The 26,291-nt window shown below is 64.8% G+C and carries 23 protein-coding genes and 1 pseudogene; 5 read left to right on the plus strand and 19 right to left on the minus strand.

From position 1 onward, the window contains the following. Positions 1 to 9: 9 nt before the first annotated feature. The 3 genes from CFB17_RS18295 to CFB17_RS18305 form a co-directional block, all read right to left on the minus strand. Positions 10 to 633, minus strand: coding sequence for a cupin domain-containing protein (locus CFB17_RS18295; protein ID WP_088563024.1), 624 nt, complete (start codon positions 631 to 633; stop codon positions 10 to 12). Further along, on the minus strand, positions 630 to 2,264 hold the full coding sequence (locus tag CFB17_RS18300; protein WP_088563025.1) for a phytoene desaturase family protein: 1,635 nt from the start codon (positions 2,262 to 2,264) through the stop codon (positions 630 to 632). Before CFB17_RS18300 ends, CFB17_RS18295 begins: the two co-directional genes overlap by 4 nt. Positions 2,265 to 2,329: 65 nt before the next feature. Beyond that, positions 2,330 to 3,409: an aromatic ring-hydroxylating oxygenase subunit alpha gene (locus CFB17_RS18305; RefSeq protein WP_088563026.1), complete on the minus strand. Its 1,080-nt coding sequence runs from the start codon at positions 3,407 to 3,409 to the stop codon at positions 2,330 to 2,332. A gap of 890 nt (positions 3,410 to 4,299) precedes the next feature. Between CFB17_RS18305 and CFB17_RS18310 the strand changes: the two genes are divergently transcribed. The 3 genes from CFB17_RS18310 to CFB17_RS18320 are packed head-to-tail and all read left to right on the plus strand — an operon-like array spanning position 4,300 to position 8,217. Then, positions 4,300 to 4,752, plus strand: a complete 453-nt coding sequence (locus CFB17_RS18310; RefSeq protein WP_088563027.1) for a (2Fe-2S)-binding protein — start codon at positions 4,300 to 4,302, stop codon at positions 4,750 to 4,752. Beyond that, positions 4,749 to 6,941: a xanthine dehydrogenase family protein molybdopterin-binding subunit gene (locus tag CFB17_RS18315; protein ID WP_243389952.1), complete on the plus strand. Its 2,193-nt coding sequence runs from the start codon at positions 4,749 to 4,751 to the stop codon at positions 6,939 to 6,941. The genes CFB17_RS18310 and CFB17_RS18315 overlap by 4 nt, the downstream gene beginning before the upstream one ends. 22 nt (positions 6,942 to 6,963) lie before the next feature. Next, positions 6,964 to 8,217, plus strand: coding sequence for a c-type cytochrome (locus CFB17_RS18320; protein WP_088563028.1), 1,254 nt, complete (start codon positions 6,964 to 6,966; stop codon positions 8,215 to 8,217). A gap of 351 nt (positions 8,218 to 8,568) precedes the next feature. On the opposite strand, the gene CFB17_RS18325 is transcribed toward CFB17_RS18320, so the two are convergent. Then, a complete protein-coding gene (locus CFB17_RS18325; RefSeq protein ID WP_088563029.1) occupies positions 8,569 to 9,351 on the minus strand; it encodes an amino acid ABC transporter ATP-binding protein in 783 nt (260 codons plus the stop codon). Continuing rightward, positions 9,348 to 10,085 carry an amino acid ABC transporter permease gene (locus CFB17_RS18330; protein ID WP_088563030.1) on the minus strand — a complete coding sequence of 246 codons (738 nt, stop codon included), beginning with the start codon at positions 10,083 to 10,085 and terminating at the stop codon, positions 9,348 to 9,350. Before CFB17_RS18330 ends, CFB17_RS18325 begins: the two co-directional genes overlap by 4 nt. A 184-nt stretch (positions 10,086 to 10,269) precedes the next feature. Here CFB17_RS18330 and CFB17_RS18335 point away from each other — a divergent pair, with 184 nt between their 5' ends. After that, complete coding sequence (locus CFB17_RS18335) at positions 10,270 to 11,580, plus strand: NtaA/DmoA family FMN-dependent monooxygenase (protein ID WP_088563031.1); 1,311 nt, start codon at positions 10,270 to 10,272, stop codon at positions 11,578 to 11,580. Positions 11,581 to 11,590: 10 nt separating this feature from the next. On the opposite strand, the gene CFB17_RS18340 is transcribed toward CFB17_RS18335, so the two are convergent. The 8 genes from CFB17_RS18340 to CFB17_RS18375 all read right to left on the minus strand — a co-directional run bounded on the left by CFB17_RS18340 (position 11,591) and on the right by CFB17_RS18375 (position 19,329). Next, on the minus strand, positions 11,591 to 12,415 hold the full coding sequence (locus tag CFB17_RS18340) for an urease accessory protein UreD (RefSeq protein WP_165769708.1): 825 nt from the start codon (positions 12,413 to 12,415) through the stop codon (positions 11,591 to 11,593). Between the two features lie 8 nt (positions 12,416 to 12,423). Continuing rightward, positions 12,424 to 13,074: an urease accessory protein UreG gene (gene ureG / locus CFB17_RS18345; protein WP_088563033.1), complete on the minus strand. Its 651-nt coding sequence runs from the start codon at positions 13,072 to 13,074 to the stop codon at positions 12,424 to 12,426. Positions 13,075 to 13,076: 2 nt separating this feature from the next. Next, positions 13,077 to 14,789 carry an urease subunit alpha gene (gene ureC / locus CFB17_RS18350; protein WP_088563034.1) on the minus strand — a complete coding sequence of 571 codons (1,713 nt, stop codon included), beginning with the start codon at positions 14,787 to 14,789 and terminating at the stop codon, positions 13,077 to 13,079. After that, positions 14,789 to 15,502 carry an urease subunit gamma gene (locus CFB17_RS19735; RefSeq protein WP_088563035.1) on the minus strand — a complete coding sequence of 238 codons (714 nt, stop codon included), beginning with the start codon at positions 15,500 to 15,502 and terminating at the stop codon, positions 14,789 to 14,791. Before CFB17_RS19735 ends, ureC begins: the two co-directional genes overlap by 1 nt. A 25-nt stretch (positions 15,503 to 15,527) precedes the next feature. Beyond that, on the minus strand, positions 15,528 to 16,199 hold the full coding sequence (locus tag CFB17_RS18360; RefSeq protein WP_207762180.1) for an urease accessory protein UreF: 672 nt from the start codon (positions 16,197 to 16,199) through the stop codon (positions 15,528 to 15,530). Further along, a complete protein-coding gene (gene ureE, locus CFB17_RS18365) occupies positions 16,199 to 16,672 on the minus strand; it encodes an urease accessory protein UreE (protein ID WP_207762181.1) in 474 nt (157 codons plus the stop codon). Before ureE ends, CFB17_RS18360 begins: the two co-directional genes overlap by 1 nt. A gap of 411 nt (positions 16,673 to 17,083) precedes the next feature. After that, positions 17,084 to 17,920 (minus strand): hypothetical protein, encoded by an 837-nt coding sequence (locus tag CFB17_RS18370; protein ID WP_088563037.1) that lies wholly within the window; start codon positions 17,918 to 17,920, stop codon positions 17,084 to 17,086. 173 nt (positions 17,921 to 18,093) lie between these two features. Next, complete coding sequence (locus CFB17_RS18375; protein WP_088563060.1) at positions 18,094 to 19,329, minus strand: Zn-dependent hydrolase; 1,236 nt, start codon at positions 19,327 to 19,329, stop codon at positions 18,094 to 18,096. A gap of 137 nt (positions 19,330 to 19,466) precedes the next feature. Here CFB17_RS18375 and CFB17_RS20010 point away from each other — a divergent pair. After that, positions 19,467 to 19,556, plus strand: a pseudogene (locus tag CFB17_RS20010) (VapC toxin family PIN domain ribonuclease); the annotation flags it as partial. A 400-nt stretch (positions 19,557 to 19,956) separates the two neighbouring features. Here CFB17_RS20010 and CFB17_RS18385 read toward each other — a convergent pair. From CFB17_RS18385 to CFB17_RS18410, 6 genes are all read right to left on the minus strand, one after another. After that, positions 19,957 to 21,471, minus strand: coding sequence for an amidase (locus CFB17_RS18385; RefSeq protein WP_088563038.1), 1,515 nt, complete (start codon positions 21,469 to 21,471; stop codon positions 19,957 to 19,959). Between the two features lie 52 nt (positions 21,472 to 21,523). Then, positions 21,524 to 22,234: an ABC transporter ATP-binding protein gene (locus CFB17_RS18390; protein ID WP_088563039.1), complete on the minus strand. Its 711-nt coding sequence runs from the start codon at positions 22,232 to 22,234 to the stop codon at positions 21,524 to 21,526. Continuing rightward, positions 22,231 to 22,959 carry an ATP-binding cassette domain-containing protein gene (locus CFB17_RS18395; RefSeq protein WP_088563040.1) on the minus strand — a complete coding sequence of 243 codons (729 nt, stop codon included), beginning with the start codon at positions 22,957 to 22,959 and terminating at the stop codon, positions 22,231 to 22,233. Before CFB17_RS18395 ends, CFB17_RS18390 begins: the two co-directional genes overlap by 4 nt. After that, positions 22,956 to 23,999 carry an ABC transporter permease subunit gene (locus tag CFB17_RS18400; RefSeq protein ID WP_088563041.1) on the minus strand — a complete coding sequence of 348 codons (1,044 nt, stop codon included), beginning with the start codon at positions 23,997 to 23,999 and terminating at the stop codon, positions 22,956 to 22,958. The genes CFB17_RS18395 and CFB17_RS18400 overlap by 4 nt, the downstream gene beginning before the upstream one ends. Positions 24,000 to 24,012: 13 nt before the next feature. Then, a complete protein-coding gene (locus tag CFB17_RS18405) occupies positions 24,013 to 24,879 on the minus strand; it encodes a branched-chain amino acid ABC transporter permease (RefSeq protein WP_088563042.1) in 867 nt (288 codons plus the stop codon). A gap of 73 nt (positions 24,880 to 24,952) precedes the next feature. Further along, the gene (locus CFB17_RS18410; protein WP_088563043.1) at positions 24,953 to 26,194 is read right to left on the minus strand and encodes an urea ABC transporter substrate-binding protein; all 1,242 of its coding nucleotides are present in this window, start codon (positions 26,192 to 26,194) and stop codon (positions 24,953 to 24,955) included. Positions 26,195 to 26,291 lie beyond the last annotated feature (97 nt).

Consider the following 26,291-nt stretch of genomic DNA (forward strand, 5'->3'; position numbering starts at 1 on the left):
GCCCAAAGGTCAAAAGCTGGGCGGGGTGATCGCCCAGACCACCCGGGTCGGCACCGTGCCCGGGTTGCGATAGCGATGCGGCCGGGTGCTCTCGAAGGCGAAGCTGTCGCCGGCCTCCAGGATGTGCAGCCGGTCCTCGATCCAAAGCTCCAGCAAGCCCTCGAGGATAAGCCCGGCTTCCTCGCCCTCGTGGTCGTAGCTCTCTTTGCTGCCGGCACCCGGCTGGATGGTGCAGAGCAGGAGCTCGAGCGTGCGATCGAGGTCGGGGACCAGAAGCTCGTCCTTCAGGCCCAGCCCCTCCATCTTGAGGACGCGCCGCCGTCCGGCCCTGACGATGAAGGGCTCGTCCTCCGCCGGTGGCAGGCTGGCCTCATGGCGGAAGAACCAGCCGATCGTGACGCCAAGGGCAGAGGCGATCGCCTGGAGCTGGCGGATCGAGGGCGTGGAGATGCCGCGTTCGACCTGGCTTAGATGACCGAGCGACATTTCGCAGAGGGATGATAGCTTTGAGAGCGTCATGAGCCGCTGCTGACGCAGATCGCGAATCTGCGGACCCAGAAGGGCTACGGGATCAGAGGCCGGGTCCAGAGCCTGGCCATCACCCTCCCAGTCGGGGCTGCCATCGTCGTTCATGCGCGCCTGGCCTTGACGTCACGCAGGATCTCGCGCGCGGCATTGTGGCCGGGAATACCCGAGACGCCGCCACCCGGGTGCATCGACGAACCGCAGACATAGAGCCCTTTGATGGGCGTGCGGTAATCCGCATAGCCCGAGATCGGGCGCTGAAAGAAGAGCTGGTCGCTCGCGAGTTCGCCGTGGAAGATGTGGCCCTGCGGCAGGCTGACGATGTTCTCGATGTCGGGGGGCAGCAAAAACTGCGCATTGATGACGTCGCTGGAAAATCCCGGCGCGTATTCTTCGATCGAATCGAAGACGATCTTCTTGAATGTGTCTTTCTCGGTGGCCCAGTCGCCGCCTTTCAATTCATAGGGTGCGTGGCCGCCAAAAAGGTTGACGACGTGCTTGCCTGGAGGTGCCAGCGTCGTGTCCACCATGGTCGGCACGACCGGGGTGATGAAGGGCCTGGAGGAGTACCAGCCATGCTTGGCATCGTCATAGGCCCGCTCGAGATAGTCGATGTCGGGGGCGATGTGCATGTAGGTGGGATAGCTGAAACTGCCCAGTGCCCCCTCGCGCCGCACACGGTCCAGCATCCGGTATTGCGGCGGCCGCTCGCAGGCGATGTTCATCTTGAAGGCGGTCGAGAAGCAGCGATAATTCCTGATCTCGCGCAAGACCTCGGCTGGCAGGTGCGCCTCGCCCACCATGTCCAGGTAGAGGGACTTGGCGTTGGCGTTGGAGATGATGATCGGTGCTTGGTAGTCGTCGCCCTTGGTGGTGAGGACGCCGGTCGCCCGCCCGTTGCTGACGCGCACCTCGGCGATCCTGGCACCGGTCTTGATCTCCACGCCCTTCTCGCGGGCCGAGGCGGCCAGGGCCGTTGTGATCGAGCCCATGCCGCCCTTGATGAAGCCCCAGCCGCCGGCCCCTTCGTGCTCGCCCATGATGTGGTGCATGATGACGTAGGCCGAGCCCGGCGTCTTTGGCCCGGCGAACGTGCCGATCGAGGCGTAATAGGCAAGGACCGCCATGATGCGGTCGTCCTCGAACCACTCCTTGAGGAAGTCGTAGGCACTCATCGTCAGCATGTCGGCGATGCGGTACATCTTCCGGCCGACCTTGCGGTAGCGCCACAGCAGGGAGGCACCGTCCTTGAAGGTCTTCCAGTCGCGCCTGGCCGGATCGACGGGTGTTTCCCAAAGGAGCTTGCGGACGATCGTCGCCGCCTCCTGCAGATAGCGGTCGAACTCGGGATAGATTTCGGCATCATGCGGCGAGAAACGCTTGAAGCTCGCCTGCGTCCGGGCGTGATTGTCGGAGAAGAGGATGTAATCCTCCCCGCCTAGCGGCGAGACCATGTCGGAGCAGGGAAGGACCTCGAGCCCGTGCCGCGCCAGCTCGAAGTCGCGGATGATCCGGGGGTGGAGGAGACTCATCAGGTAGGAGAAGATCGAGGCGCGAAAGCCGGGAGCGATTTCCTCCGTCACCGCCGCCCCGCCGATGACGTCGCGGCCCTCGAGGATCAAGATCTTCTTGCCCGCCCTCGCCAGATAGTTGGCACAGACGAGGCCGTTATGCCCCGCCCCGATGACGATGGCATCGTAGCGGCTCTGGGTTGCCCCAGCCGATGCGGCCGTGCTCATGTTTCTTCAAGATCCCGTCGCTTGAGTGAAAAACGCCAGCCCCGAAGGCGCGTGCTTCGGCGCGCTTATTCAGCGGCGATCGGCCAGGCGGGCTTGGGTTCGAGCTCGTCCATCACCATGGCCTGGAAGGCCTTCACCGAGGCCTCGTAGCGCGGAGAGAGCGGGCCCCGCTCATAGATGCCGGCATTGAGGTTGGCCTGCACGCCAGTGATGATGTCCAGATCCTCGGTGATGATCTGCGCCGACCATTCGGCTGAGCGCCGGTTCTCCTGGGCTTTCGCGGGCGAGACGTCGTTGAAGAAATACCAGTTGATGTGGCGGATGCGACCGGGGCCCAGCGGCTCGATCGTGGCGATCGAGCTGCCCCAGTCGTAAAGGTTCAGCATCAAGAACGGGAAGCGGTAGAAGTAGAGACCTCGCGTCAGGCCGCCTTCGCGCCTTGGCGCATGCAGATGAAAGAATTTCTGCTCCTGGTGGACGTCGACCCGGTATTGCTCGATATCCATGGCAAGGCAGAGGCCGGGATGCATCGTCCGGCAATGATAGCATTCGAGATAGTTCTCGCCATAGGTCTTCCAGTCGACATCGCAGTCGCGATCCTTCGACATGAAGTAATGCTGCTGGTCGAGCGGATAGTCGGCGGCCATGGTGTGGATCGGCCCCAGCCAGTCGATCAGCGAGGGGCCGCCGCGCGTCAATCGGAGGAAGACGAGCCCGCGCCATTCCTCGGCATCAAGCTCGTAGAGGCTCCAGGCCTCGGCATCGAATTGGACCTCGCCACCAAAATCCGTGGCCTTGGCCAGCCTTCCGTCACGGCCATAGGTCCAACTGTGATAGGGGCAGGTCACGCGTTTGGCACAGTGGCCACTCTCTTCGGTCAGGAGCCGGGCGCCCCGATGTCGGCAGACATTGTGGAAGGCGCGCACCTTGCCGGCATCGTCGCGGATGACGAAGATCGGATAGCCTGCGAGCGTGCCGGTCACATAGTCGCCTTGCTTCGGCAGCCGCTCCGACCAGGAGAAGAGCATCCAGTTCCGCGCGAAGATCTGCTGCTGCTCGCGCGCGTAGAGCTCGGGATCGCGATACATCGACGCCGGAAGCGTCCATTCTAAACCGCTGGCGTTCGATGCGCTCGGTGCAGCCATAGTCCCCGTCCATCCGATTTTATTTCACGAGGATGAACATAAGCCGTCTTGCTTCGCAAGGATTTCAACGGGCTCCGATCGGACCGCAGGAAATTTCATGGAGATGAAACGACATTTGCCGGCCGCTATGGTGTGATGAACAGCAAAAGGGCCACCTGGAACAGCCGGCCCTTTTGCACGATGAAAGCAGGAAGCGGCGAGTGTCGGATTTCTAGAGTCGTCTCGTCGTCGCAGCCCCAGATAGCCCAGAGCCGTCAAAGTCGGTGCGACCAAAGCAAGCGTGGCGGCGGCCGGGCGTGATGCTCAGATCGAACGAAACCAGCAGGCATCGCCCTCGTGGGGCGCCTAGGCGGCGAGGTTGGCGGAGTATGTCTGGCGGGTCAGGGCGAATAGGTGAGGACGACGGATGCCAGCGACACATCGGCGGTGAGGGAATTGTGGGGCATGTATCCTCTGGTGCCATAGACCTTGAAATAGTTCGATGCGCTATTGATCGTCTCGGAAGCACCGGTCGAGGAGACGGCAAAGAGCGAGCCCTCGACGATCTCGAATTCGAGATATCCTGTCCAAGGGAAAGTCTTTTGGTTGATATTTAAAGGCGCTGCACGCCAACCTCGATATCAACCCTAAGGATCATTCAGGACGCTGATAAGCAGTGCAGCAAGTGTGTCGCCTATCGTCGATTATCGCGTGATATCCATAGTGTTTCACCACGCTGCATGAAAGGCGCGACATCGCGCTTTGGTAGAAAAGCCGCGGATGCGAGTTGCGGCCGGCGTTCGCCTGGAGCGACGCAAAAGCTATATCTCTTCAAGACTGATTGTAGGAAATAGTCCCAGGCCACTGGCTTCTCGGCTGGACGGTCGTGGATATCAACGAGGCTGAATGTGATGACAGCGCTGAAGATCAACGGCGAGGTGCAGCAGGTCGACGCACCCGACGACATGCCACTGCTCTGGGTCCTGAGGGACGTGCTTGGCATGACCGGCAGCAAATTCGGCTGCGGCATCGCCCAATGCGGTGCCTGTACGGTGCACCTGGACGGTCAGGCGATCCGCTCCTGCGTCACCCCGCTGGCGATGGCCGCCGAGGGCGAGATCACCACGATCGAGAAGATCGGCGATACGCCGGTGGGCCAGCGGGTGCAGGCCGCATGGCTCGACCTGGAGGTCGTCCAGTGTGGCTATTGTCAGTCCGGTCAGATCATGTCGGCGGTAGCCCTTCTTGCCGCTAATCCGAACCCCAGCGACGCCGACATCGATGCCGGCATGGCGGGCAATATCTGTCGCTGCGGCACCTATCCCCGCATCCGGGCCGCCATCAAGAAGGCGGCCACGCTTTGAGCCCGCGCCTCGAAGCCGCGCCACCCGTGGGGCGTCATGCCCTTTCGCGTCGCGCCATCTTCAAAGGGAGCGCCCTCCTGGGCGGCGGCCTTGTCCTCGGCGCCTTGATGCCCAGGGTGACCAAGACATGGGCGCAGGCGGCGGGCACGCCGCCGCCGATCGAACCGCCGTCGGCTTTCCTGCGCATCGACGAGGATGGCCTCGTGACGATGATCATCCCCTCGACCGAGATGGGCCAAGGCATCTACACGGCCGAGGCCGCCCTCTTGGCCGAGGAACTCGACGTCGGCCTCGAGCGTGTCTCGCTGGTGGCGGCACCCCCTGACGAGAAACTCTACGCCAATGCCTTGATCGGCATGCAGATGACGGGCGGCTCGACCTCGATCCGCGCCTGGTTCCTGCCTCTTCGGCGAACCGGCGCGGCCGCGAGGCAGATGCTGATCGAGGCCGCTGCCGGCTCCTGGGGCGTTCCACCCGGCGAGTGCATCACCTCGAACGGTTCGGTCTCGCATGCCGCCAGCGGGCGGATGGCCGGCTATGGCGAACTGGCAGCGGCGGCCATGGCACTGCCCGTGCCAAGCGCGATTACCCTCAAGGCCACCGATCAATTCCGCCTGATCGGCAAGTCCCTGAAGCGGCTGGACACCCCCGACAAGGTGAGGGGCAAGACCGTCTACGGCATCGATGTGCGCCTGCCGGGGATGAAGATCGGCACGGTCGCGAGCTGCCCCGTCTTCGGCGGCAAGCTGAAATCGGTCGACGAGGCGGCGGCCCTGGCCGTGCCGGGTGTCAGCCATGTTCTGAAGCTCGACGATGCCGTGGCCGTCGTCGGCGACCATATGTGGGCCGCCATCCAGGGCATGCAGGCGGCAGCCCCGGTCTGGGACGGCGGCGCCTTCAAGGACATGAGCATGGAGGTCTTGGTCGGCTCCATGGCCAAGGCCGCCCAGTCCGACGGCCTCGTGGCACACGACCAGAATGATGCGCCCGGCGCTTATGGCAAGGCGGCGACAAAGCTCGAGGCCACCTACCAGCTGCCTTTCCTCAGCCACGCGCCGATGGAGCCCATCAACTGCACCGTCCAGGTGAAGGACGGGGTCTGCGACGTCTGGGTCGGCACGCAGGTGCCGACCCGTGCGCGCATGCTGGCAGCCAAGGGCGCGGGCCTGGCCGAGGACAAGGTGACGATCCACAATTATCTGATCGGCGGTGGCTTCGGCCGGCGCCTCGAGGCCGAGTATGTGGGCCAGACGGCCGCCTTTGCCCGCCAGGTCGACTTCCCCATCAAGCTCGTCTGGTCGCGCGAGCAGGATATCCAGCACGACACCTATCGGCCTTACTACTACGACCAGCTGCGCGCCGGACTGGACGGCCAGGGCAGGATCGTTTCCTGGCAGCATAAGGTGACGGGCGCCTCGGTCTATAATTCCTATATGGGCGGCTGGCCGGCCGACAAGGTCGATCCGGACGCGGTCGAGGGTGCCGTCGAGACGCCCTATGCCTTCCCGGCCCAGCGCGTGGACTATGTGCGCTGGGATCCGGCGCCAATGCCGATCTCCTGGTGGCGCGGTGTCGGCCCGGCGCACAATGTCTTTGTCGTCGAGAGCTTCATGGACGAGCTGGCGCATGCGGCCAAGCAGGACCCGGTGGCCTTCCGCCTGCCGCTCCTGGAGAAGGACCCGCGCGCCAAGGCGGTTCTCCAGCTCCTGGCCGACAAATCCGGCTGGTCCTCGGCGGCACCGGCCGGTGTCGGCCGCGGCCTGTCGCTGCAACTGGCCTTCGGCTCCTATGTGGGGCTCGTCATCGAGGCATCGGTCGGGGAGGGTGGCCTCATCCGCGTGCACAAGGCCACCATGGCGATCGATTGCGGCTTCGTGGTCAATCCGGACACGGTCAGGGCGCAGATGGAAGGCGGGCTGATCTTCGGCCTGACGGCCGCGATGTATGGCCAGATCACAATCGAGGGGGGACGGGTCCAGCAGAATAATTTCAATGATTACCGCATGATGCGCATCGACGAGGCGCCCGTCATCGACATCCATGTCGTTGCCAGCGAGGCGGAGCCGGGCGGCATCGGCGAGACCGGGACCACGGCCGCCTTCCCGGCCCTGGCCAACGCCGTCTTCGCCGCCACGGGCAAGCGCCTGCGCAAGCTGCCGCTCAGCCCCGTCGATCTCGGCGCCGCCTGAGCGCCAGCCTGAGGATCATGCGATGAGCATCTTTACCCGGGGGGCCGTCTTGGCCCTCAGCCTCCTTTGCCTGGCGGCACAGGCCGCCTCGGCGCGGGCCGACGATGACCTGGTCGCCAAGGGCGACTACCTGACCAAGGCCGCCGACTGCGTCGTCTGCCACACCGCACCCGGCGGCAAACCCTTCGCGGGCGGGCGTGCCTTCAGCCTGCCGATCGGCACGATCTATTCGCCCAACATCACGCCCGACAAGACAGCTGGTATCGGCGACTGGACGGACGAGGAGTTCGTGCGTGCCCTGCATGAGGGCATCGCCAAGGACGGCTCGCACCTCTATCCGGCCTTCCCCTACACGTCCTACACGCTAATGCCGCGCGAGGACGTCTTGGCAATCCGGGCCTATCTGGCGACCCTCGAGCCCGTGAGCACGCGGCCGCCGGAGAACGAGGTCAGCTTTCCTTTCAATCAGCGCTGGCTGATGTGGGGCTGGAATCTGGTCTTCAACTCCGACAGCCGCTTCGCGCCCGATCCGGCCAAGTCGGCCGAATGGAATCGCGGCGCCTATCTCGTGCAGGGCCCGGGCCATTGTGGCGAGTGCCACACACCGCGCAATATCGCTCAGGCCAGAAAGAGTTCGATGGAGCTGGGCGGCGCCGAGATCCAGGGGTGGCAGGCCTATAATATCACCTCGGACGTCAAGACCGGTATCGGCGGCTGGACGGAAGAGGATCTTGCGGCCTACCTCAAGAACGGCTTTGCCGAGGGTCATGGTGCGGCGGCGGGCTCGATGGCCGAGGTCGTCAGCTACAGCCTGCGCTATCTGACCGACGCCGACCTCAAGGCCATTGCCATCTATCTCAAGAGCGTGCCGCCGGTCGATAGCGGCACGCCCGCCATTCCGCGCGCGGCACCGCCCTCGATCTATGCCGCAGCGGCGCCGGCCAATGACGAGGCGACCGGCCAGCGGGTCTTCGCGCAGGCCTGCGCCGGCTGCCACGCCTGGAGCGGGCAGGGTCTGCAAACGCCCTATGCCGCCCTGATCGGCGACCGGGCGCTGAGCGATCCGACCGGCGCCAATATCGCGGGCGTGCTGCTTTGTGGCTCGCATCTGCAGAGTCCGGACGGTCCCATGTTCATGCCGTCCTTCGCCAAGGGCTACTCAGATACGGAACTCGCGGCGGTCGCCAACTTCGCCGCTAGCCGGTTCGGCGCCGGCCGGACCGAATTGACGCCCGAAGGGTTGGCCGAACGTCGCAAGGACGGCTGCGAGGGCTAGCGCCAGCGCGCGGGTCGTCCCCCGGCCATGATGCTCGGGATCAAGCGCCTGCACGCGGCGGCGCCATGCCGTCGCGTGCATCGGCCTATCGGCTCGCTCCAGGCCGGGCGCTGGCGCCAGATGGACGAGCCGACGAGGCCAGATCACGTTCACCGCCTGCCTGCGGGCGGCCCAGCACGTGGCGCGCCTGGGCTTGGGGCATTCCCTTTCAGCGCTGCCCCACATTGACCGCATCCCGCTTCGGGTCCGCTTCGACGTCGCGGGTGCTCGAGGAGACGCCTGCGCCGTCCGCGTCCCCTCGTCGCTCGATCCGGCCCCGGTCGCGCCGACCCTCGCTCGGTGCGACAGCGATCAATGCAGGATCGAGCTGATGAAGCCCTTCAGGCGGTCGCTCTCCGGCGCATCGAAGACACGCTCGGGCGTGCCCGATTCGACGACGATGCCCTCGGCCACGAAATGGACGCGATCCGCCAGGCGACGCGCGAACTTCATCTCGTGGCTGACCACCACCATGGTCATGCCTTCCACGGCCAGCTGACGGATAGTGTCCAGGATGCCCGAGACCAGCTCCGGATCGAGGGCCGAGGTCGGCTCGTCGAAGAGGATGAGTTGCGGTCGCATGGCCATGGCCCGGGCGATGGCGACGCGCTGCTTTTGGCCGCCAGAGAGCTGGTCGGGATAGAAATCCTGACGCTCGAGCAGGCCCACTTTGTCGAGAATGACGCGCGCCTCGGCGATGGCTTCTTCCTTGTTGCGCTTTTGCACCCGCGTCGGGCCCTCGATGACGTTCTCGAGCACGGTGCGGTGGTTGAACAGATTGAAGTGCTGGAAGACCATCGGCATCCGGCTTCGCGCGTCACGCAACTCGCGTTCGGGGACGACGTGGAAGGTGTTGCCATCTTCGTGGCAAAGGCGCCGGTCGCCAAAGATGATCTCGCCGCCAGACGGCTTGACGAGAAAGTTGAGGCAGCGAAGGAGCGTCGACTTGCCGCCGCCCGAGGGGCCGATGATGAAGCTCACCTCGCCGCGCTTGACCTTGAGATCCACACCCTTGAGCACATAGGTCGCGCCGTAGGCCTTGCGCAGTTGGCGGACGGTGATGAGATCCTCTTGGGCAGAATGGGGCTGGCTCATGGCGTGCTCGTGCTGGTGTGCGCGGCCGGCAGGGCGTCGAGCGGGGTGGGGGCCACCGTCGGGACATTGCGGCGCAGATGCTTGGGCGTGAGGATGAATTCGAGCCTGGCCACGAGACGCGAGGCCGTGAAGCTCATAACGAAATAGATCATCGCCACCATCAGATAGATCTCCATGCTCCTGAAGGTGCTGGAGATGACGATCGTGCCATGGCGGAGCAATTCGTTGACGGCGATGAAGGAGACGAGCGAGGAATCCTTCAAGAGCGAGATGAAATAGCCGCCCACGGTCGGCAGGGCGATCCTTAAGGCCTGGGGCAGGATGACGCGCGAATAGATCATCGTCCGGGACATGCCGATCGAGAGGCCGGCCTCGCGCTGCCCGTCGTCGATCGAGGTGATGGCAGCCCTGAAGACCTCGGAGAGATAGGCCCCGAGATTGAGGCTGAGGCCGAGGACGCCCGCCCAAAAACCGGGCAGCCTGATGCCGATCTGCGGCAGCGTGAAGTAGATGACGAGAAGCTGGACGACGAGCGGCACGTCGCGCCAGATCTCGACATAGGCATCGAGCGGTCGCGCCAGCAGGGCTCTGTCGCTCAACCTGCCAAGCGCCACCAGGATACCCAGGACGAGGGCGAACGCCATGCTGGTGATCGAGAGTTCGAGCGTCACCAGCGCCCCTTCGAGGAGATAGGGCATATGGCGCGGTATCAGGACGAAGAAGAAATCATACACTGGCGAAGATCCAATCGATCCATCGTCTTGGCCGCCATGATGCGGCCGCTGTTGGTGCACTTAGAGCAAACGTCAGGCCAGACCGGCCGCCGGTATGGATTTTGCTCTGGCACGACGAAACGCTAAACGAGCGTATAAGCGAGGGCGACGGGCCGGGTCACGCCCGTCGGTTTGGAGATGATCGATGGCGAAGTGCTTTCACCTCGGCTGGTTCCTGCAGGGATCGAGCATCCAGTCCTGGAATCAGCCCTGGACGGGCAATATCGCTGACGACTGGATGTTTCCCAGCTTCTTCATGGAGCTCGCAAAGTCGCTTGAGCGGGCGAAGTTCGACTATGTCCTGATCGAGGACAGTTCCTATGTGGGCGAGGCCTGGAACAATTCGCGCGAGATCTATTTGAAGAACGGCATTTCGGTGCCGCGTCAGGATCCGGCGATCACCGCCACCTTGCTGGCCCAGGCGACCTCTCGCATCGGCATCGTGCCGACGCTGGCCACCTTCACCCACCATCCCTATCTGGTGGCGAGGCTCATCTCCAGCCTGGACCAGATCTCGGCCGGCCGCATGGGCTGGAACATGGTGACCGGCAGTTCCGACTTCGCCGCCAAGAATTACGGCCTGGATGCCCTACCGCAGCACGATCTGCGCTACGACATGGCCGATGAGTATATCGACTGCGTCAAGCAGCTCTGGGCCTCCTGGGAGCCCGGCGCCATCGTCGCCGATGCGGAGAGCCGCACGCTGATCGATCATACCAAGGTCAGGCAGATCGACTTCAAGGGCAAGTATTACGCCTCCCGCGGGCCGCTCAATTCGGGGCCCTCGCCGCAGGGCCAGCCGGTGATCGCCCAGGCCGGCGGTTCGCCGCGCGGTCGCGCCTTCGCCGCCAGGCACGCCGATACGATCGTCGCCAGCGTGCGCGGCGTCGATGCCATGCGCGACTACAAGGCCGATCTCGTCCACCGGGCCATCGAGGCCGGTCGGGATCCGAGCACGATCAAGCTCCTCTTCCTGATCGCCCCCATCATTGGCGGCACCGAGGAGGAGGCGCTGATCGAGAAGAAGCGCCGCTCCGAGCAGGATGCCGACAGCATCCAGCAGCGCTTGGCCTTCCTCAGCAAGATCACCAATATCGACTTTTCGACGCTTGATCTCGACCAGCCGGTCCCGCCGCTCACGACCAACGGCCACCAGCAGCTCTTGGAGGAGTTCATCGCCTTTGCGGGCAGACGCACGCTGCGTCAGGCCCTCTCGGACTTCAACGCGGCGGGCGAGGCGATCGATCTGGTCGGCACGCCCGAGCAGATCGCCTTGCAGATGAGCGAGGTCATGGAGCAGTCGGGCGGTGACGGTTTCCTTTTCTCGCCGCCCAATACCAATCGCCGCAGCGTGGCCGAGGTGGCCGACGGGCTAGTTCCGGCCTTGCAGCGCCTGGGCGTGGTCCGCAAGGCCTATAGCCACGACCAGTTCCGCGACAACCTTTTGGCCTTCTAAGGCGATCGTTTCACTTGCGCCTCGGCGCCAGGGGGCTGCCCAGCAGCGCCGCGGCCGCGCGGACCGCGGTGTCCAGGGCGCTCGCGATGAACCCGCCATCCGGCCCCAAGAGGCGCAGGACCAGACCGGCGGCGTGGGGCAGGGCAGAGGCGGCGGCCTGACAGCCCATGCCGCGCAGGCCGGCTTCCAGGCCGCGTGCGTCCAGGGGCTTGCGGGTGAGGATGGTGACCGTACCGACGCCGCCCTGGCCGTGCAGCGGGCCGTCCTGGTCGGCAAAGTCCTGGCCGTCGACTCGCCAGCAGTCCAGCATCAGCAGATCCTCCGCCGGCGAGCGTACGCAGGTCTTCCAGTCCAGGCGGGCAAATCGGCCGGCCTTGCCCATGGGATCGTGTGTGCCGGCGCCATCGGCCAGGATGACGCTGGCCTCGGGGTCGATGACGAGGTCCAGGTGGCTGCGCATCGCCGCCTCTGGAAAAAGAACGAGCGGGTCCTGCGCCAGGATGAGGAAGGCGCCCTTGCCGACGCGCAGGCGGATATCCAGGCCGGCCCAGCCGCCCTTGGTGTCGTGGACGATGGTCGAGGCCTGGGTCGTCACATGGGCAGCGGCACCCGGCTTCACCTCGAGGTCGAAGCTGAGCCTGTCGTCGCGATAGATGCCGCCCGAGGAGGATTGCAGATAGAGCGTCGCCATCCCTGCCGGCCCGTCGCCCAGATGGAAGGGCCGGGTTATGTGGAACGGGTAGGGGATATGCTGGAGGGTCAGCCGAGTGCGGCCGCCCGCCTCTGCGAAGACGAGGCGCGCCTCCGCAAGGGTCGCCCTGCGGCTCAGCGCCACCGGGCCATTCATCGCTCCAGGAGGACGGCGTGCAGGATGATGTCGGCCAGCTCCTCGATGGCCTGGCCCGTGCGCGCGTTGGTTGCCAAGACCGGGCGGCCATTGCGCACCGACCTCGCATCGGCCAGCATCTGGTCGAGATCGACGCCCACATGCGGCGCCAGGTCGACCTTGTTGACGACCAGGAGATCGGAGCGCAGCACGCCCGGACCGCGCTTCCTTGGAATGTCGTCGCCGCCCGCCACGTCGATCACGAACATCCACCAGTCGACGAGGTCCAGCGAATAGGTCGAGGCCAGATTGTCGCCGCCCGATTCGAAGATGACGAGCTCCAGCCCCGGATGAAGGCGCTCCATCTCGTCGCCGGCCGCGATATTGAGGGTCGGATCCTCGCGAATGACCGTATGCGGGCAGGCGCCGGCCTCGACGGCACTGACCCTCGTGGGATCGATGAGCCCGGAGCGCTGCAGGCGCAGCGCGTCCTCCTTGGTGACCAGATCGTTGGTGACGACGGCGAAATTGATGCCGCGCCGCTGCAGGACGGGGATGAGGCGCTCAATCAGCGCGGTCTTGCCGCAGCCGACCGGGCCGCCGATCCCGATCCGGGCAGCAGCCGGTGCCGCCGTGGGGGCTTCGTTCGAGAGCTCGATCGACTGCATGGTCATCTCAACATATAGCGCTGGGCCAAGGGCAGGGTATCGGCCGGCGCGCAGGTCGCAAGGGCCCCGTCGATGAAAACGTCGAATGTCTGGGCATCGACGCGAATATCGGGGCAGGCATCGTTCAGATGCATGTCGTTCTTGCCAAGGCCGCGCGTGCCGCTGGCCGGCAGGAACGATTTTCGTAAGCCCAGTTCCTCCCTCAGGCCGCGCGCGATCGCCCTTGGATGCACGAAGCAGGAGGAGAGTGCCTGCTTGGCCAAGCCGAAGGCGCCCCATTGCGGCCGCAGGAGGATGGGCTCGCAGGTCATGAGCGAGGCCGCCGAATCGCCCATGGCGCCATACGCGATAAAGCCGCCTTTGACGACGAGCTCAGGCTTGATGCCGAAGAACGCCGGCCGCCAGATGACGATGTCGGCGAGCTTGCCGTCCTCAAGCGAGCCCACATGGTCGGCGATGCCGAAAGTGCGCGCCGCGTTGATCGTGTATTTGGCGATGTAGCGCTTGATCCTGGCATTGTCGCCCATGCCCGGCACGTCTTCCGGCAGGGTGCCGCGCTGATCCTTCATCTTGGAGGCCAGCTGCCAGGTCCGGCAGACGACCTCGTGGATGCGCCCCATGCCCTGACTGTCGGAGCCCAGCATCGAGATGGCGCCGATATCGTGGAGAATGTCCTCGGCAGCGATGGTCTGCGCCCTGATGCGGCTCTCGGCGAAGGCCACGTCCTCGGGAATAGCGGGATTGAGATGATGACAGACCATCGTCATGTCGAGATGCTCGTCGAACGTGTTGACCGTGTAGGGATTGGTCGGGTTGGTCGACGAGGGCAGGCAATTGGCGATGCCGGCCACCTTGATGATGTCGGGCGCATGGCCGCCGCCCGCACCCTCGGTGTGGTACATGTGGATGGTGCGGCCGCCGATGGCCGCCAGCGTATCCTCAAGAAACCCCGATTCGTTCAGCGTGTCGGTGTGGAGCTGCACCTGGAAGTCCAGCTCGTCCGCCACCTTGAGGCAGGTGTCGATCGCAGCCGGCATGGCGCCCCAGTCCTCGTGGATCTTGAGCCCCAGGCAGCCCGTTTCCAGCTGCTCGGGCAGCGAATCCGGCAGATGGCTGTTGCCCCGGCCGAGAAAGCCGAAATTGACCGGCCAGGCCTCGGCCGCCTGAAGCATGCGCGCGGTGTTGAAGGGGCCGCCCGAATCGATGCCGACGGTGATCGGCCCGAGCGAGCCGCCGATCATCGTGGTCACGCCGCTGGCGATCGCATGGTCGGGCAGAGCGGCGGAATCGAAATGCACATGCACGTCGATGGCACCCGGCGTGGCGATCAGGCCCTCGCAGTCGCGTACCGTCGTGGCCGCGCCGACGATCAGCCTCGGATCGACGCCGTCCATGATGGCGGGATTGCCGGCCTTGCCGAAGCCCACGATGCGGCCATCCTTGCAGCCGAGATCGCCCTTGACGATGCCAAGGATCGGATCGATCACGAGCACGTTGCAAAGGAGGAGGTCGAGGACGCCATCCTTCGATGTCAGGCCGGCCGCGAGGCCCAGGCCGTCGCGCAGCGTCTTGCCGCCGCCATGCAGGCATTCATCGCCATAGACGGCATGGTCATGCTCGACCACCGCCCTCAGCGAGGTGTCGCCCAAGCGGACGGAATCGCCGGTCGTCGGTCCATAGAGCGAGGCGTAGGCGGCGCGCGAGATCACGACCATCAGGCGTCCCCTTCGCGCACGGCGCCCTTGAAGCCGCCCGCCACGGCGCGGGCCAGTGCTGCCTTCTTCCGCTCGGGATCGCCAACGCCACCGTTCGTCAGATTGTTGAGCCCACCTACTTCCTGCCGGCCGCCGAAGGTCACGAGCGTTACTTCCTTGGTCTGGCCGGGCTCGAAGCGCATGGCGGTCCCGGCGGCGACGTCGAGGCGCATGCCGAACGCCTGGGCGCGGTCGAAATCGAGGGCCTTGTTGACCTCGAAGAAATGGAAATGCGAGCCGATCTGCACCGGTCGGTCGCCGGTATTGACCACGCAAAGGCTTACTCTTCGCCGCCCGGCGCTGAGCTCGACCTCGCCCAGGGCGGCCTCGATCCGGCCGGGCTCGATCGGATCGGCCACGCTTCCTTCGGCCGGCCGGATGGGCTCGTGCACGGTGACGAGTTTGGTTCCATCCGGAAAGACGCATTCCACCTGAAGGATGGGGATCATCGCCGGCACACCCTGCATGACATCGTCGGCGCCGAGGATACGCGAGCCCAGCCCCATGAGCTCGGCCACGCTCCTGCCTTCCCTCGCACCTTCGAGGATCTCGTCCGTGATGAGGGCCACGGCCTCGGGATGGTTCAGCTTCAGCCCCTTGGCTCGCCGTTTGCGCGCCAGCTCGGCGGCCGTGAAGATCGTGAGCCGTTCGAGCTCGGTCGGTGTCAGCAGCAAGGCAAGGCTCCCAGGGGGGCGAGGGTCAATTGACGAAGAGGCGAAGGTCGGCCTGCGCGTGTTCCAACGCCATGATCTCGAGCCAGGGCACGAAGCTCGAGGGCATGGCGTCATCGCCGACGGGCTGGGCCACGGTCTGGTCCAAAACCGGCAGCAAGTCACGGACGATGGCGTGCGCCTGGATCGCACCCAGCCGACCAAGCCGTGTGGCCACGCTCGCAAGGCTGCTCAAGGCGGCATAGCCCGCCGCCAGCGAGGCCTGGCGCTCATCCATGCCGAGTTGCCGCCAGATGGCGCCCTGGAGGACCGGCAGGTGGCCCAGGATCTCCTTGCGGTCGAGCGCTTCCTTGAGTGCCGGCGCGCCGGGCGAGCGCAGCCTGGCGTGCGATGTGAGAAAGGCCCGGCCCTGGCGCCGACTGCCCACCCGGAGCGGCTCGGTCAGCGAAGCTGCCTCGAACTGACGGTCGATCGCCGCCAGCCGCCGCCGATCATCGGCGTGTCGGTGCGCCTGAACGAGAATGACCCGGTCCGCCGTCGACCAGCGATGCCTGAGGATCGTCGCGAAGAGGGCGGCTATACGGTGGATGCTCCAGTCCTCCTTGACCCCAAGCGCTCCTTCGAGCCCATGGGAGAAGGCGAAGGCGCCGGAAGGGAAGGCGCTGTCGCTCTGCCAGAGCATGTGCAAGAGCGCCTGCATCAGGACACCTCACGCCGCTCGTCCGGCCCCTCGACATGATGCGGCACATGCGCCGCCAAGTGCCCGAGCCTTGCGAGATAGTCAGCGGCCGGCGCTTCCAGCGCCACCAGGAGGCGACCCTCGTCGAAACGCACGCGCCAATGAAGGTTGCCCGCGTGATAGCCGAGCTCCAGCGCCTCGGGCACAGAGGATGGCATCAGCACCAGCCAGCGCTCCCCTCTGACGCGCACCACGAGGGCGCTCTCTTCGTCCATGTGCAAGACGGCGCCGTCGAAAAGCCGCTCCTCGCGCGGCAGCATGATGCCTACATCGAGACCATCCGCCGTCGTCGCCCGGAGGCGGCGCCTTGCGGTATCAGCCGTCTCCAGCTCCAGATACCGGATCGTGCCGTGATGGCTCAAACCGTGCAACTTTTCGGCGAGGTCCGGATCGAGCCTGCTTCCAAGCACATGCACGACGTCAAGCGTGGCCAATTGATTTCTCCTGCAACCCTTCCTTGCCAACCGTCGGCCTGGGGCCATCCGGTCGGCGGCGGCAATGCGAATTCTCAACCCTGGCGCTAGTTCCGTCAGCCGATCAAGGCCTTGAACGAATGCCAGCGATGCTCTTCTTCGTCGTCGTTCGCCACTTCTTGGGCCACGCAAGGAGCGCGCCATCCCGACCGAGGCCGGCGCGGCGCCGCGGCTCGCCCAATTATATGCCTATAATTTGGGCAACAATTGCCGATCTTCTTAGACGTGTCGACCCGCTCCCGGTCCAACCCCCGACTGCTATCATCAATGCCCGGGCCCCCCTAGCCGGCATGGGGAAAGCGCTTCCAGCGGCCAGGATGCACCGGACATCCTGGACCTGATCGTTTCGGGAGTTGGCGTGGGCCGGCGGCGTCAGCGCGGGGGGCGGGTGCCTCGGGGTGGCGGGGTTTCGGGTATGGCGGGGCGGGGAAAACCCAGGCGGCGGGCGGCTTCGAGACGCTCCGCCGCCGCCATGCTTTGCGCCGGGCGCTCATGATAATATCGGGCCACGCCGCGCGCGGCGGCTTCCAGCGTCAGCGCCCGCGCTGCCTCGGGCGTGGCCAGGTGGCGAAAATCGCCAAGGCCGGTGCCCACGCGCTCGGCCTCGGCGGTCAATCTGACGGCCAGGCTGGCCTGCCGGACGCGACGCAGATCGCCAATTGCCAGGGTCTGGGCCTGCTCTTCCGTCTCGTGCACGGCGGCGCAATGATTCCAGGTGCCGCCGCGCGGTTGCGTCGACGTCGAGAAGGCCTCGTTTGCCGGGTCCGGGACGGGCTTCCGTCTTGCCTCAAGATCGCGCACTGGCCGGGTATCCTCCGCCTGCGCCTCGATGCGGCGCACGGCATGCGCGGCCAGTCGCCGCGCCGGATCGCGCCCCCGGTTCTGTTCGTAAAGGACGAACATGGCGACCCGCAGGTCGCCCGTCTCCAGTCCCATCTTCAGGATCTGAAGGGCGATGGGGGCCATTCTGGCCACACGCTCGTCATAAGAGAGGTCGGCGATCGACCGGTAATGCCGGAGGAGTTCCTGGAACTCCTCGTCCCGCAAGAGCTTCTCGACCTCCATGACCGGCTGGCGATTGATCAGCGCCACCTGCTCGGTACTGCGCCCACTCGCCAAAGCCTGCGCCGACCGCCGCCGATCACGCCTGGCCCAGAAGGGATAGCGGCGCCGGGGCGGCTTGGGAGCGAGACGGTTTATCCAGTCCATGGCGAACAGGATATTAGGAGCAAAAGCCTAAGTCAAGCTGAAAAGTCAGACGCCTTCCCTTGGCCGGGAACGGCTTTGCCTGGGACGGCCCGCGTCGATACCGGGCCGTTCTTCTGTCGAGGTGTCGTGGTCGCGGATCGGATGGCTGCCGTCTCGTGCTGGACGACGCGCGATCAGTCGGTCACCAGTACGCTTAGCATGCGGGCCAGATGCTCGGTGCCCAGGACCATGTCCGCGTCGCTGGCGAATTCGTCAGGGTGGTGGGTGATGCCGTCGCGACAGGGGATGGTGAGCACGAGTGCAGGGCCGAGCAGGGTCATCATGCTGCCGTCATGCGCCGTGGCGCAGTGCAGGCGGGCGAAGCGTTCGCCCATGGCGGCGGCCTCGCGCTCGGCCAGGGCGAAGAGATCCTGGCTGAACTGGCGGATGCCGCGGCGCTCGGCGCGGCGAAGCTCGAAGGTCACGCCGGCCGCCTCGGCCGCGACCTCGATGGCGCGCATCAGGCCGGCTTCGGCGGTCTCGAGGATGGCGGCATCGGGCGAGCGCAATTCGACATGGGCGATCACGAGGGAGGGGACGGTGTTGGGCGAATTGGGGTCGATCTCCAACCGCGCCACCGAGGTATAGAGCGTGCCGGCCGCCGCCTCGTAGAGACCCCGGACGGCGGTGATCAGGTGGCCGGCCGCCAGCATGGCATCCCGGCGATCCTCCATGGCGGTGGGGCCGGTATGGGCCTGGCGGCCATGGAAGGCCACCTGGAACTTGAAGGCGCCCCATTGGTCGATGAAGGCGCCAAGGCGCTGGCCGCTCTTCTCCATGACCGTCGATTGCTCGATATGGAGCTCCAGATAGGCGGCCGGGAAGGGCAAGTCGGCATCGCTGCCGGCATAGGCGATGCGGGCCAGCTCCTCAGCGACGCTCCGGCCGTCCTGGTCCCGGGGCCGCAGCGACTCCTCCAGCGTGCGCTGGCCGGTATAGACGCCCGAGCCCAGGAGGCTCGGCTGGAAGCGGGCCCCTTCCTCGTTGGTCCAGTTGACGACCACCAGATTGTGGGTGGGCAGGATCTCGCCCCGCTTGCAGGCGTCGCGCACGGCGATGGCGGCCTGGAGGCCGGCGACGACGCCCAGCTGGCCATCGAAGCGGCCGGCCGTGGGCTGGCTGTCCAGGTGCGAGCCGGTCATGATCGCGGGTGCATCCTCGCCGGCGAGATCGAGGATGCCGAACATATTGCCGATGGCATCGACCATGAGCCGGAAGCCCTCTGCCTTGAAGATCTCCGCCAGCAGGTCGCGCGCGGCCTTGTCGGCATCGGAGAGGGTCGGGCGATCCAGCCCGCCATTCGGCAGGCCACCGATCGCCGAGAAGGTGTTGAAGCAGGCAAGAAAGCGGGCGGGATCGACAAGCGGCATGAGGGGCTCCAACTGGGCGGGCTGCGTTTTATCCCGCGCTCGCCCGGGGCTACCAGTCCTGGCACCCATGGTCCACCGCCGCGACTGCCACCATCGGGGCATCGCTAAGGATTTCGTCTTAGAGGGCCGGCACATTCGCCGGCGCAAACGATTGTACGGTGGTGACGGACAACGAAAAGGACTTCGCCGGCCTTCAGTTCATAAATCCCATGCGCAGCGCAGCCTGATGCCCTGGCACCAGGAGCGCCATTGGCAAATCGTCGGCTGCGGCCGCGATTGGGACCTCGGCATTTACCATGTTTAGATAACGCCAAGGTAGTAACAGTAAAATAAATCCTATTTTTTATCGATCGTTTTGTACTAGATGTTTTACGCGGAGCCCTATTTGAACGCCGCGTGGCACTACTACGCTGGGCGATCTTTCCGCATGACCGGTCTAGACCTTGCACCGTGCGAATTTCCTGTGCCGCATGTGGTGCGTGGCCATGGGCGGCATATCCGGCTGCAGAGGAAAAAATCGGCTGCGATCGTGAATGGATAGCAGTCTAAACGCGCGCTGGCAGTACAACACGCGCCCGCGCCGAAAGGCCGTTTGCCCCCCGGCGTCGCGATCGGCTGATTACCCCCTCAGAATCCCTTCCAGTCGCCGGCTTGTTCGAAGGCGTGGGCGGCCTGGTAGATGGTGGATTCGGCGAAATGCTTGCCGATCAGCATCAGGCCGGCAGGCAGGCCGTCGATCATGCCGCAGGGCAGGGACATGGCCGGATGGCCCGTGATGTCGAAGGGACTGGTATTGGCGAGCATCTCGAAGGCGCGCTGCAGATACTCGGCCAGAGGCGCGTCGGGGGCCGGGATGGGCGTGGCCTTCATGGGCGTGGTCGGCATCAAGAGAAGGTCGCATTCGCCCAGCGCCTTGTCATAGGCGGCTTTCAGGACACGCATCTGGTTTTGCGCCTTGGCGTAATAGCGGCCGCGATAATGGCGCGTGAAGTATTCGCCCGTGAACATCGAGATCTTGAGCGTGTCGGAAAGGTCGTTCGCCCGGTCGCGCCAGGCGGCGTGCGCATCGAGGAGGGCTGTCGAGTACTGGCCCTTCCAGTTGAAGCCCATGCCGTTGCCATGCATCATCTGCATCGTCAGGCCCTCCAGGCCGATCGGTGCCCAGATGTCCTTGCCGATACGGTGCATGGGGATCGAGATATCCGAAACCTCGGCACCCAGCTGGCGCAGCCGGTCGGCCGCCGCCAAGATCTTCTTGTCGACGGCGGCCTCGGAGACCTCCCAGCCAAAGCCTTCCTTGACGATGCCGATCTTCAGGCCCTTCACGCCCTTGCCCAGCGCCTTGGTATAGGCATCGACCTTGGGGTTGGCCTGACGGGGGTCGAGGCCGTCCGGGCCGGCCAGGACCTCGAGCAGCAGCGCATTGTCGGCGACGTTTTGGCTCATCGGCCCGGTATGGTCGATGGTAAGCTCGATCGGCATGACGCCCGTATAGGGAACGAGGCCCCAGGTGGGCTTCATGCCGTAGACGCCGCAGAACGAGGCCGGCATGCGGATCGAGCCGCCCTGGTCGCCGCCAATGGCGAGGTCGACCTCGCCCATCGCCAGGAGCGCGCCGCTGCCCGAGGAGGAGCCGCCGGCCGAGTAGCCGCGCTTGTGCGGGTTATGGACGGCCCCCGTGGCCGAGGTGTGGCTGCCGCCCGAGAGGCAAAAGCACTCGCAGGTTGACTTGCCAAGGATGGTGGCCCCGGCATCCAGCATGCGGGTGATGATGGTGGCGTCCTGATCGGGCACGAAGCCCTCCAGCGTGGCCGAGCCATTCATCATGGGTACGCCCGCCACCTGGACATTGTCCTTGACGGCCACGGTCTTGCCCTTGAGCGGCCCGTTGGCGGCGCCCTGGATCGTGCTCTTCACATACCAGGCATTGTTGGGATTCTCATCGGCACCCGGCTGGTAGCCGGGCGTCCTTGGATAGGTGACGACGGGCTTGTCGTCGGGCAACGCGTCGACGACGTCGTAGGAGGCGATCGAGGCCTCCATCAGACCGAGAAACGCATCCAGGCGCTCCTCGGTGAGTTCCATGCCGAGATCGGCCACGATCTCGGCCAGCTGCTCGCGGGTGGGGCGTTGTACGGGCATGGTCTTCCTTGATCCCTAAATGGGACATGCTGGCTGGATCGGGCGACGACGCTCAGGCCTCGATGCCGACAAATTCCTCGAGCATCGAGGGGTCGGCGATCGCCTCAGGCGGCACCTCGCGGGTGATCCGGCCTTTCTGAATGATGAGGATGCGCTGCGAGAGCGCGGCGATGAAATTGAGCTTCTGCTCGACCAGCACCATGGTGAGGTCGCGGCTTTGGCGCAGGTTCAAGAGCGTCTCGATCATCTCCTCGATGATCGAGGGCTGGATGCCCTCGGTCGGCTCATCCAGAAGGATCAGCTTGGGATCGCCGCAAAGGCAGCGGGCCAGGGCCAGGAGCTGCTGCTCGCCGCCGGAGAGCGCCCCGCCATTGCGATCCAGGAGGCGCTTCAGGCGGGGGAACTCCTCCAGCACCTGCTCGATCGTCTGCTTCTCGTTGGTCTTGGCCAGCAGGCAGCCCATGCGGAGATTCTCGAGGACGCTGAGGGCCGGGAAGATCTCGCGGCCCTGCGGCACGAAGCCGATGCCCGCGCGCGCGCGGACATAGGGCGAGGCCTTGGTGATGTCCTTGCCCTTCAGCTTCACATGGCCGCCGGTTGCCGGCAGATAGCCCATCAGCGTGCGTAGGAGGGTCGTCTTGCCCATGCCGTTATGGCCGAGAATGCCGACGAAACCACCGGCCTCGACCTTGAAATCGACGCCAGCCAGGATCGGGATGCGGCCATAGCCGGAGCGGAGACCGGAGACTTCCAGCATCGTCATGCCGCCTGCTTTCCCAGATAGACGTCGCGCACGCGCTGATCGGCAAGGACGACGTCGACATCGTCCTCGATCAGGATGCGGCCCTGGTTGAACACCGTCACCGTCTTGGCGATCATGCGGATGAACTGCATGTCGTGCTCAACGACGATGATCGCCTGCGTCTTGTTGATCTCGCGGATGAGCTCGGCCGTCCGCACGATCTCCTCGTGCGTCATGCCCGCCGCCGGCTCGTCCAGGAGGATGAGCTCGGGCTCCTGCGCCAGGACGGTGCCGATCTCGACCCATTGGCGCTGGCCGTGCGCCAACTGGCCCACGATCCGGTGGGCGATGCCGGTCAGCCCCAGGCGTTCCAGCGTCGCGCTCGCGATACGCTTGGTCTGCTGCATCGATTTGTTGCGAGCGGCGGCGACGAAGATGTTCTCGTGCACGGAGAGCCCGTTGAAGACGTTGGGGATCTGCGTCTTGATGCCGATGCCGTGCCTGGCGATCTCGTGCGATTTCGCGCCCGTGATGTCCTGACCGCGAAAGAACACCTTGCCCTCGGAGGGGGTGAGCTGGCCGGTCAGCATCTTGAAGAAGGTGCTCTTGCCGGCGCCGTTCGGACCGATCAGGCAGCGCAGCTCCACCTCGCGGAGGAGAAAATTGACGTCCTCATTGGCGGTGACGCCGCCAAAGCGCATCGTCAGGCCCTTGGCCTCGAGAAGCGGCACGGAAGACGTGCTCATGAGCGCACCTCCGCGCCGCGTGTCGTCTGCTTCTGTTCTTCGCTCCCGGTGCCAGCACGCCGCTGCCAGAAGCCGGTGATCGTGTCGCGCACCACCGGCACCAGGCCCTGCGGGACCAGAAGGACGAAGGCGACGAGGACGACGCCTAGGACAAGATTGCTGTCGACGGCGCTTTGCGAGCCGGCGAAAGAGATCAGCCACTGGATGAGCACGGCACCGAGGATGGGCCCGAGCAGAGTGCCAAGGCCGCCCACCAGCACGTAGATGATGACCTGCGCCGACATTGCGAGAGCGAAGACGGTCGGGCTGATGAAGGCGCCCCAGTTGGTATAGAGGCAGCCGCCGATGCCGGCGATCATCGCCCCGATGATGAAGGTGATCAGCTTATAGAGGCGCGGGTCGTAACCGATCAGGGTGGCGCGTGTTTCGTTCTCGCGGATGGCGACGATGACGCGGCCCAGCCGCGAGGCCAGAATCCCGCGCAAGAGCACATAGACCAGGATCAGCGTGGCGATCGTTACATACCAGAGTTGCTCGGGGTCGAGGATCGTCGAAGGATCCCCCGGCATGTTCAAGGTCGGCACCGAGGGCATGCCGTTGAAGCCGCCAAGCGGTGCATTGCCAATCGTGTACCAATCGCCCGACGTGGCATTGATCAGGTTGAAGAGGATGACCGTAACGGTCAGCGTGATTACGCCGATATAGGCATCGCTGATCCGGCCATAGAACATGAAATAACCAAGAAGCGCCGCAAACAGGCCCGGGACGATGATGGCCAGGGCCACCGCACCCGTGCTGTCGCCGAAATTGATGGCCGCCACCGCGTAGGTATAGCCGCCCAGGCCGAAAAACGCCGCCTGGCCGAACGACATGATGCCGCCATAGCCCCAGATGAAGCCCTGGCTGAGCGCGAAGATCGCCATGACGACGAAGACCGTCATCTGCATCAGGCCGAACATGTCGGTCGTGTGGGGCAGCGCGAACATCAAGACGATGCCAAGGGCCACCACGGTGATGAAGCTCGCTAGAGCCGATTTCATGCGACCTGCTCCCTTAGATGCTGCGCTTGAAGAAGCGGCCGGTGATGCCTTGCGGCAGGATGCGGATCATGACGATCGCGGCGGCCAGCAACGCCACCTCGCCCAGGACCGGGGTCGATTTGAACGAGACGATCTCGTTGATGAAGCCGAAGATCATCGAGGCTAGGCCCGTACCGGTGATGATGGCGGCACCGCCGCCCAGAACGGTGATGAAGGCCTTGGCGATGAAGGCGGCGCCCATGACGGGCGACACACCCGATATCGGCGCCAGGACCCCGCCCGCCAGGCCTGCCAGAGCGGCGCCGAGCGCGAAGGTCGACATATAGATGCGCGAGGGTGCCACACCCAGGGCCGAGGCCATGTTGGCATTTTGCATGGTGGCGCGCACGATGAGGCCGTAGCGCGTGTAGCGCAGCATGCAAAAGAGACCGACCAGCGTCAAAGCGGCGACGATCAGGATGACGATGCCGTAGCCGCTGGCGCCGAAATTGCCGATCGAGAAGCCGCCCACCGGCGCCGGCACGCCGCGCACGTCATTGCCGAAGATCGTCGTCATGAGGCCGATCAGGGCGAGGCTCAGCCCCCAGGTGGCCAGCATGGTGTCAATCATGCGCCCATAGAGGAAACGGATCAGCAAGCGCTCGACGATCAGCCCGACGATTCCCACAACCAACGGCGCGATGACCAGCATGGCCAGCCAGATATTGATGCCGTTCGTCACGGAAATGACGGTGGTGTAAGCACCCAGCATCATGAACTCGCCATGCGCCAGGTTGATGATTTTCATCATGCCGTAGATCACGCCGAGACCGACGGTGATGAGTACGAGCGTGCCAATACCAACCAGGACATTGAACGACACAAGGCCGATCAGATCCATCTTTGATCCTCTCGCGGGGGCAGGCCAGGAAATCACGAAGACGTCCGCTAGCGGACGTCTTCGCTAGGGGGTGCTACATCTTAACGTCGACGACGAACTGCTTGTTCGTATTGGGCGCCTTGATCAGGTCGCAGACCGCCGCCGTGTCTTCGGGCGGCGCATCAGGGAAGGTGTCGATGATGTCCCATTTACGGTCGTGCGCCTTGGCCAGATAGGCGTTGCGGATCGTGTGGTGGGTGGCCGGATCCATCGTCACGGTCCCGGAGGGCCCCTCGATCGACAGTTTGCTCTCGAGTGCTTCGATGACCTTCATGCGCTCGACGGAGCCGGCCTTCTTGACCGCGGCCGCCCAGAGCATGATGCCCTCATAGGTCGCACTGCCGAGCTCGCTGATCTCGGCGTCGTTGCCGAACCTCTTGCTCATCGCCTCGATGAACGTCTTGTTCTGCGGCGTGTTCACGCTCTCGTAATAACCATAGGCGGTCACGATTCCCTCGGTCGTCGCCTGGTCAAGCGTGCGCAACTCGTTGGACAGGCCAAAGACGCTGGAGGCCACGGGGATCTTGCCCTTCATGTCGGCGGCCGCCCACTGGCGATAGAAACCCACATGGTTGGCGCCCACGAGCGCTGAGAGGACAACGTCCGGCCCGGCATTTTGGATCTTGCTGATCGCCGAGGAGAAATTGGTGACATCAAGCGGGAAGAAATCGACAGCAGCGATGCTGCCGCCAGCTTCCTGCGTGTATTTCGTCATCCATTTCGAGGTGATCTGGCCGTAATTATAATCGGCCGCCACGATATAAGCCTTCTTGCCCCAGTTCTTCATGGCATAGGGGACGATCTTCGAGACCGTCTGAGCCGGCGTCGTTCCGGTGCAGAAGGTGTTACGATCGCAGACGCCGCCTTCATACTGGGTGTTGTAGAAATAGAGCGTCTTGAAGCGGTCGAAGATAGGCCGGATAGCCTCGCGCGAGGCCGAGGTGATGCCGGCCTGGACGACGTCCACCTTGTCCTTCAGCGCCAGCTGCTGGGCGAACTGGGTGTAGAGCTGCATGTTCGACTGGGTGTCGTAATTGATCAGCTCGACCTTGCGGCCCAGGAGGCCACCCGCGGCATTGATGTCGTCCACCGCCAGTTGAACCGTCTTGATCATCGACTGGCCGGAAAGGCCGATCGGTCCGGACAGGTCGAGCAGGCTTCCGACCTTGATCGGCGCGTCGGCGGCAAGGCCGTTGCGGGCGATGAAGGGCATGGCCACGGCACCCGCGGCCAATGCCGAGCCACCCTTGAGAAGCGTGCGTCGGCCAAGTCGCATTACAACCATCGTCACAAGGTCCTTTTATCCGCCGTTGGGTAGATTGCGGACTTTGTCAGCAACAACGATGCCAAACGCTTGGCCGACGCCCGTCCGA

This window comes from Arboricoccus pini, assembly GCF_900187945.1.
GTDB classification, from domain to species: Bacteria; Pseudomonadota; Alphaproteobacteria; order Geminicoccales; family Geminicoccaceae; genus Arboricoccus; species Arboricoccus pini.

Coding starts and splice junctions, on each gene's coding strand:
- CFB17_RS18295 (WP_088563024.1), bottom strand. CDS start 633: ATGAACGACGATGGCAGCCCCGACTGGGAGGGTGATGGCCAGGCTCTG.
- CFB17_RS18300 (WP_088563025.1), bottom strand. CDS start 2,264: ATGAGCACGGCCGCATCGGCTGGGGCAACCCAGAGCCGCTACGATGCC.
- CFB17_RS18305 (WP_088563026.1), bottom strand. CDS start 3,409: ATGGCTGCACCGAGCGCATCGAACGCCAGCGGTTTAGAATGGACGCTT.
- CFB17_RS18310 (WP_088563027.1), top strand. CDS start 4,300: ATGACAGCGCTGAAGATCAACGGCGAGGTGCAGCAGGTCGACGCACCC.
- CFB17_RS18320 (WP_088563028.1), top strand. CDS start 6,964: ATGAGCATCTTTACCCGGGGGGCCGTCTTGGCCCTCAGCCTCCTTTGC.
- CFB17_RS18325 (WP_088563029.1), bottom strand. CDS start 9,351: ATGAGCCAGCCCCATTCTGCCCAAGAGGATCTCATCACCGTCCGCCAA.
- CFB17_RS18335 (WP_088563031.1), top strand. CDS start 10,270: ATGGCGAAGTGCTTTCACCTCGGCTGGTTCCTGCAGGGATCGAGCATC.
- ureG (WP_088563033.1), bottom strand. CDS start 13,074: ATGCAGTCGATCGAGCTCTCGAACGAAGCCCCCACGGCGGCACCGGCT.
- ureC (WP_088563034.1), bottom strand. CDS start 14,789: ATGGTCGTGATCTCGCGCGCCGCCTACGCCTCGCTCTATGGACCGACG.
- CFB17_RS18360 (WP_207762180.1), bottom strand. CDS start 16,199: ATGCAGGCGCTCTTGCACATGCTCTGGCAGAGCGACAGCGCCTTCCCT.
- CFB17_RS18370 (WP_088563037.1), bottom strand. CDS start 17,920: ATGGACTGGATAAACCGTCTCGCTCCCAAGCCGCCCCGGCGCCGCTAT.
- CFB17_RS18375 (WP_088563060.1), bottom strand. CDS start 19,329: ATGCCGCTTGTCGATCCCGCCCGCTTTCTTGCCTGCTTCAACACCTTC.
- CFB17_RS18385 (WP_088563038.1), bottom strand. CDS start 21,471: ATGCCCGTACAACGCCCCACCCGCGAGCAGCTGGCCGAGATCGTGGCC.
- CFB17_RS18390 (WP_088563039.1), bottom strand. CDS start 22,234: ATGACGATGCTGGAAGTCTCCGGTCTCCGCTCCGGCTATGGCCGCATC.
- CFB17_RS18395 (WP_088563040.1), bottom strand. CDS start 22,959: ATGAGCACGTCTTCCGTGCCGCTTCTCGAGGCCAAGGGCCTGACGATG.
- CFB17_RS18400 (WP_088563041.1), bottom strand. CDS start 23,999: ATGAAATCGGCTCTAGCGAGCTTCATCACCGTGGTGGCCCTTGGCATC.
- CFB17_RS18405 (WP_088563042.1), bottom strand. CDS start 24,879: ATGGATCTGATCGGCCTTGTGTCGTTCAATGTCCTGGTTGGTATTGGC.
- CFB17_RS18410 (WP_088563043.1), bottom strand. CDS start 26,194: ATGCGACTTGGCCGACGCACGCTTCTCAAGGGTGGCTCGGCATTGGCC.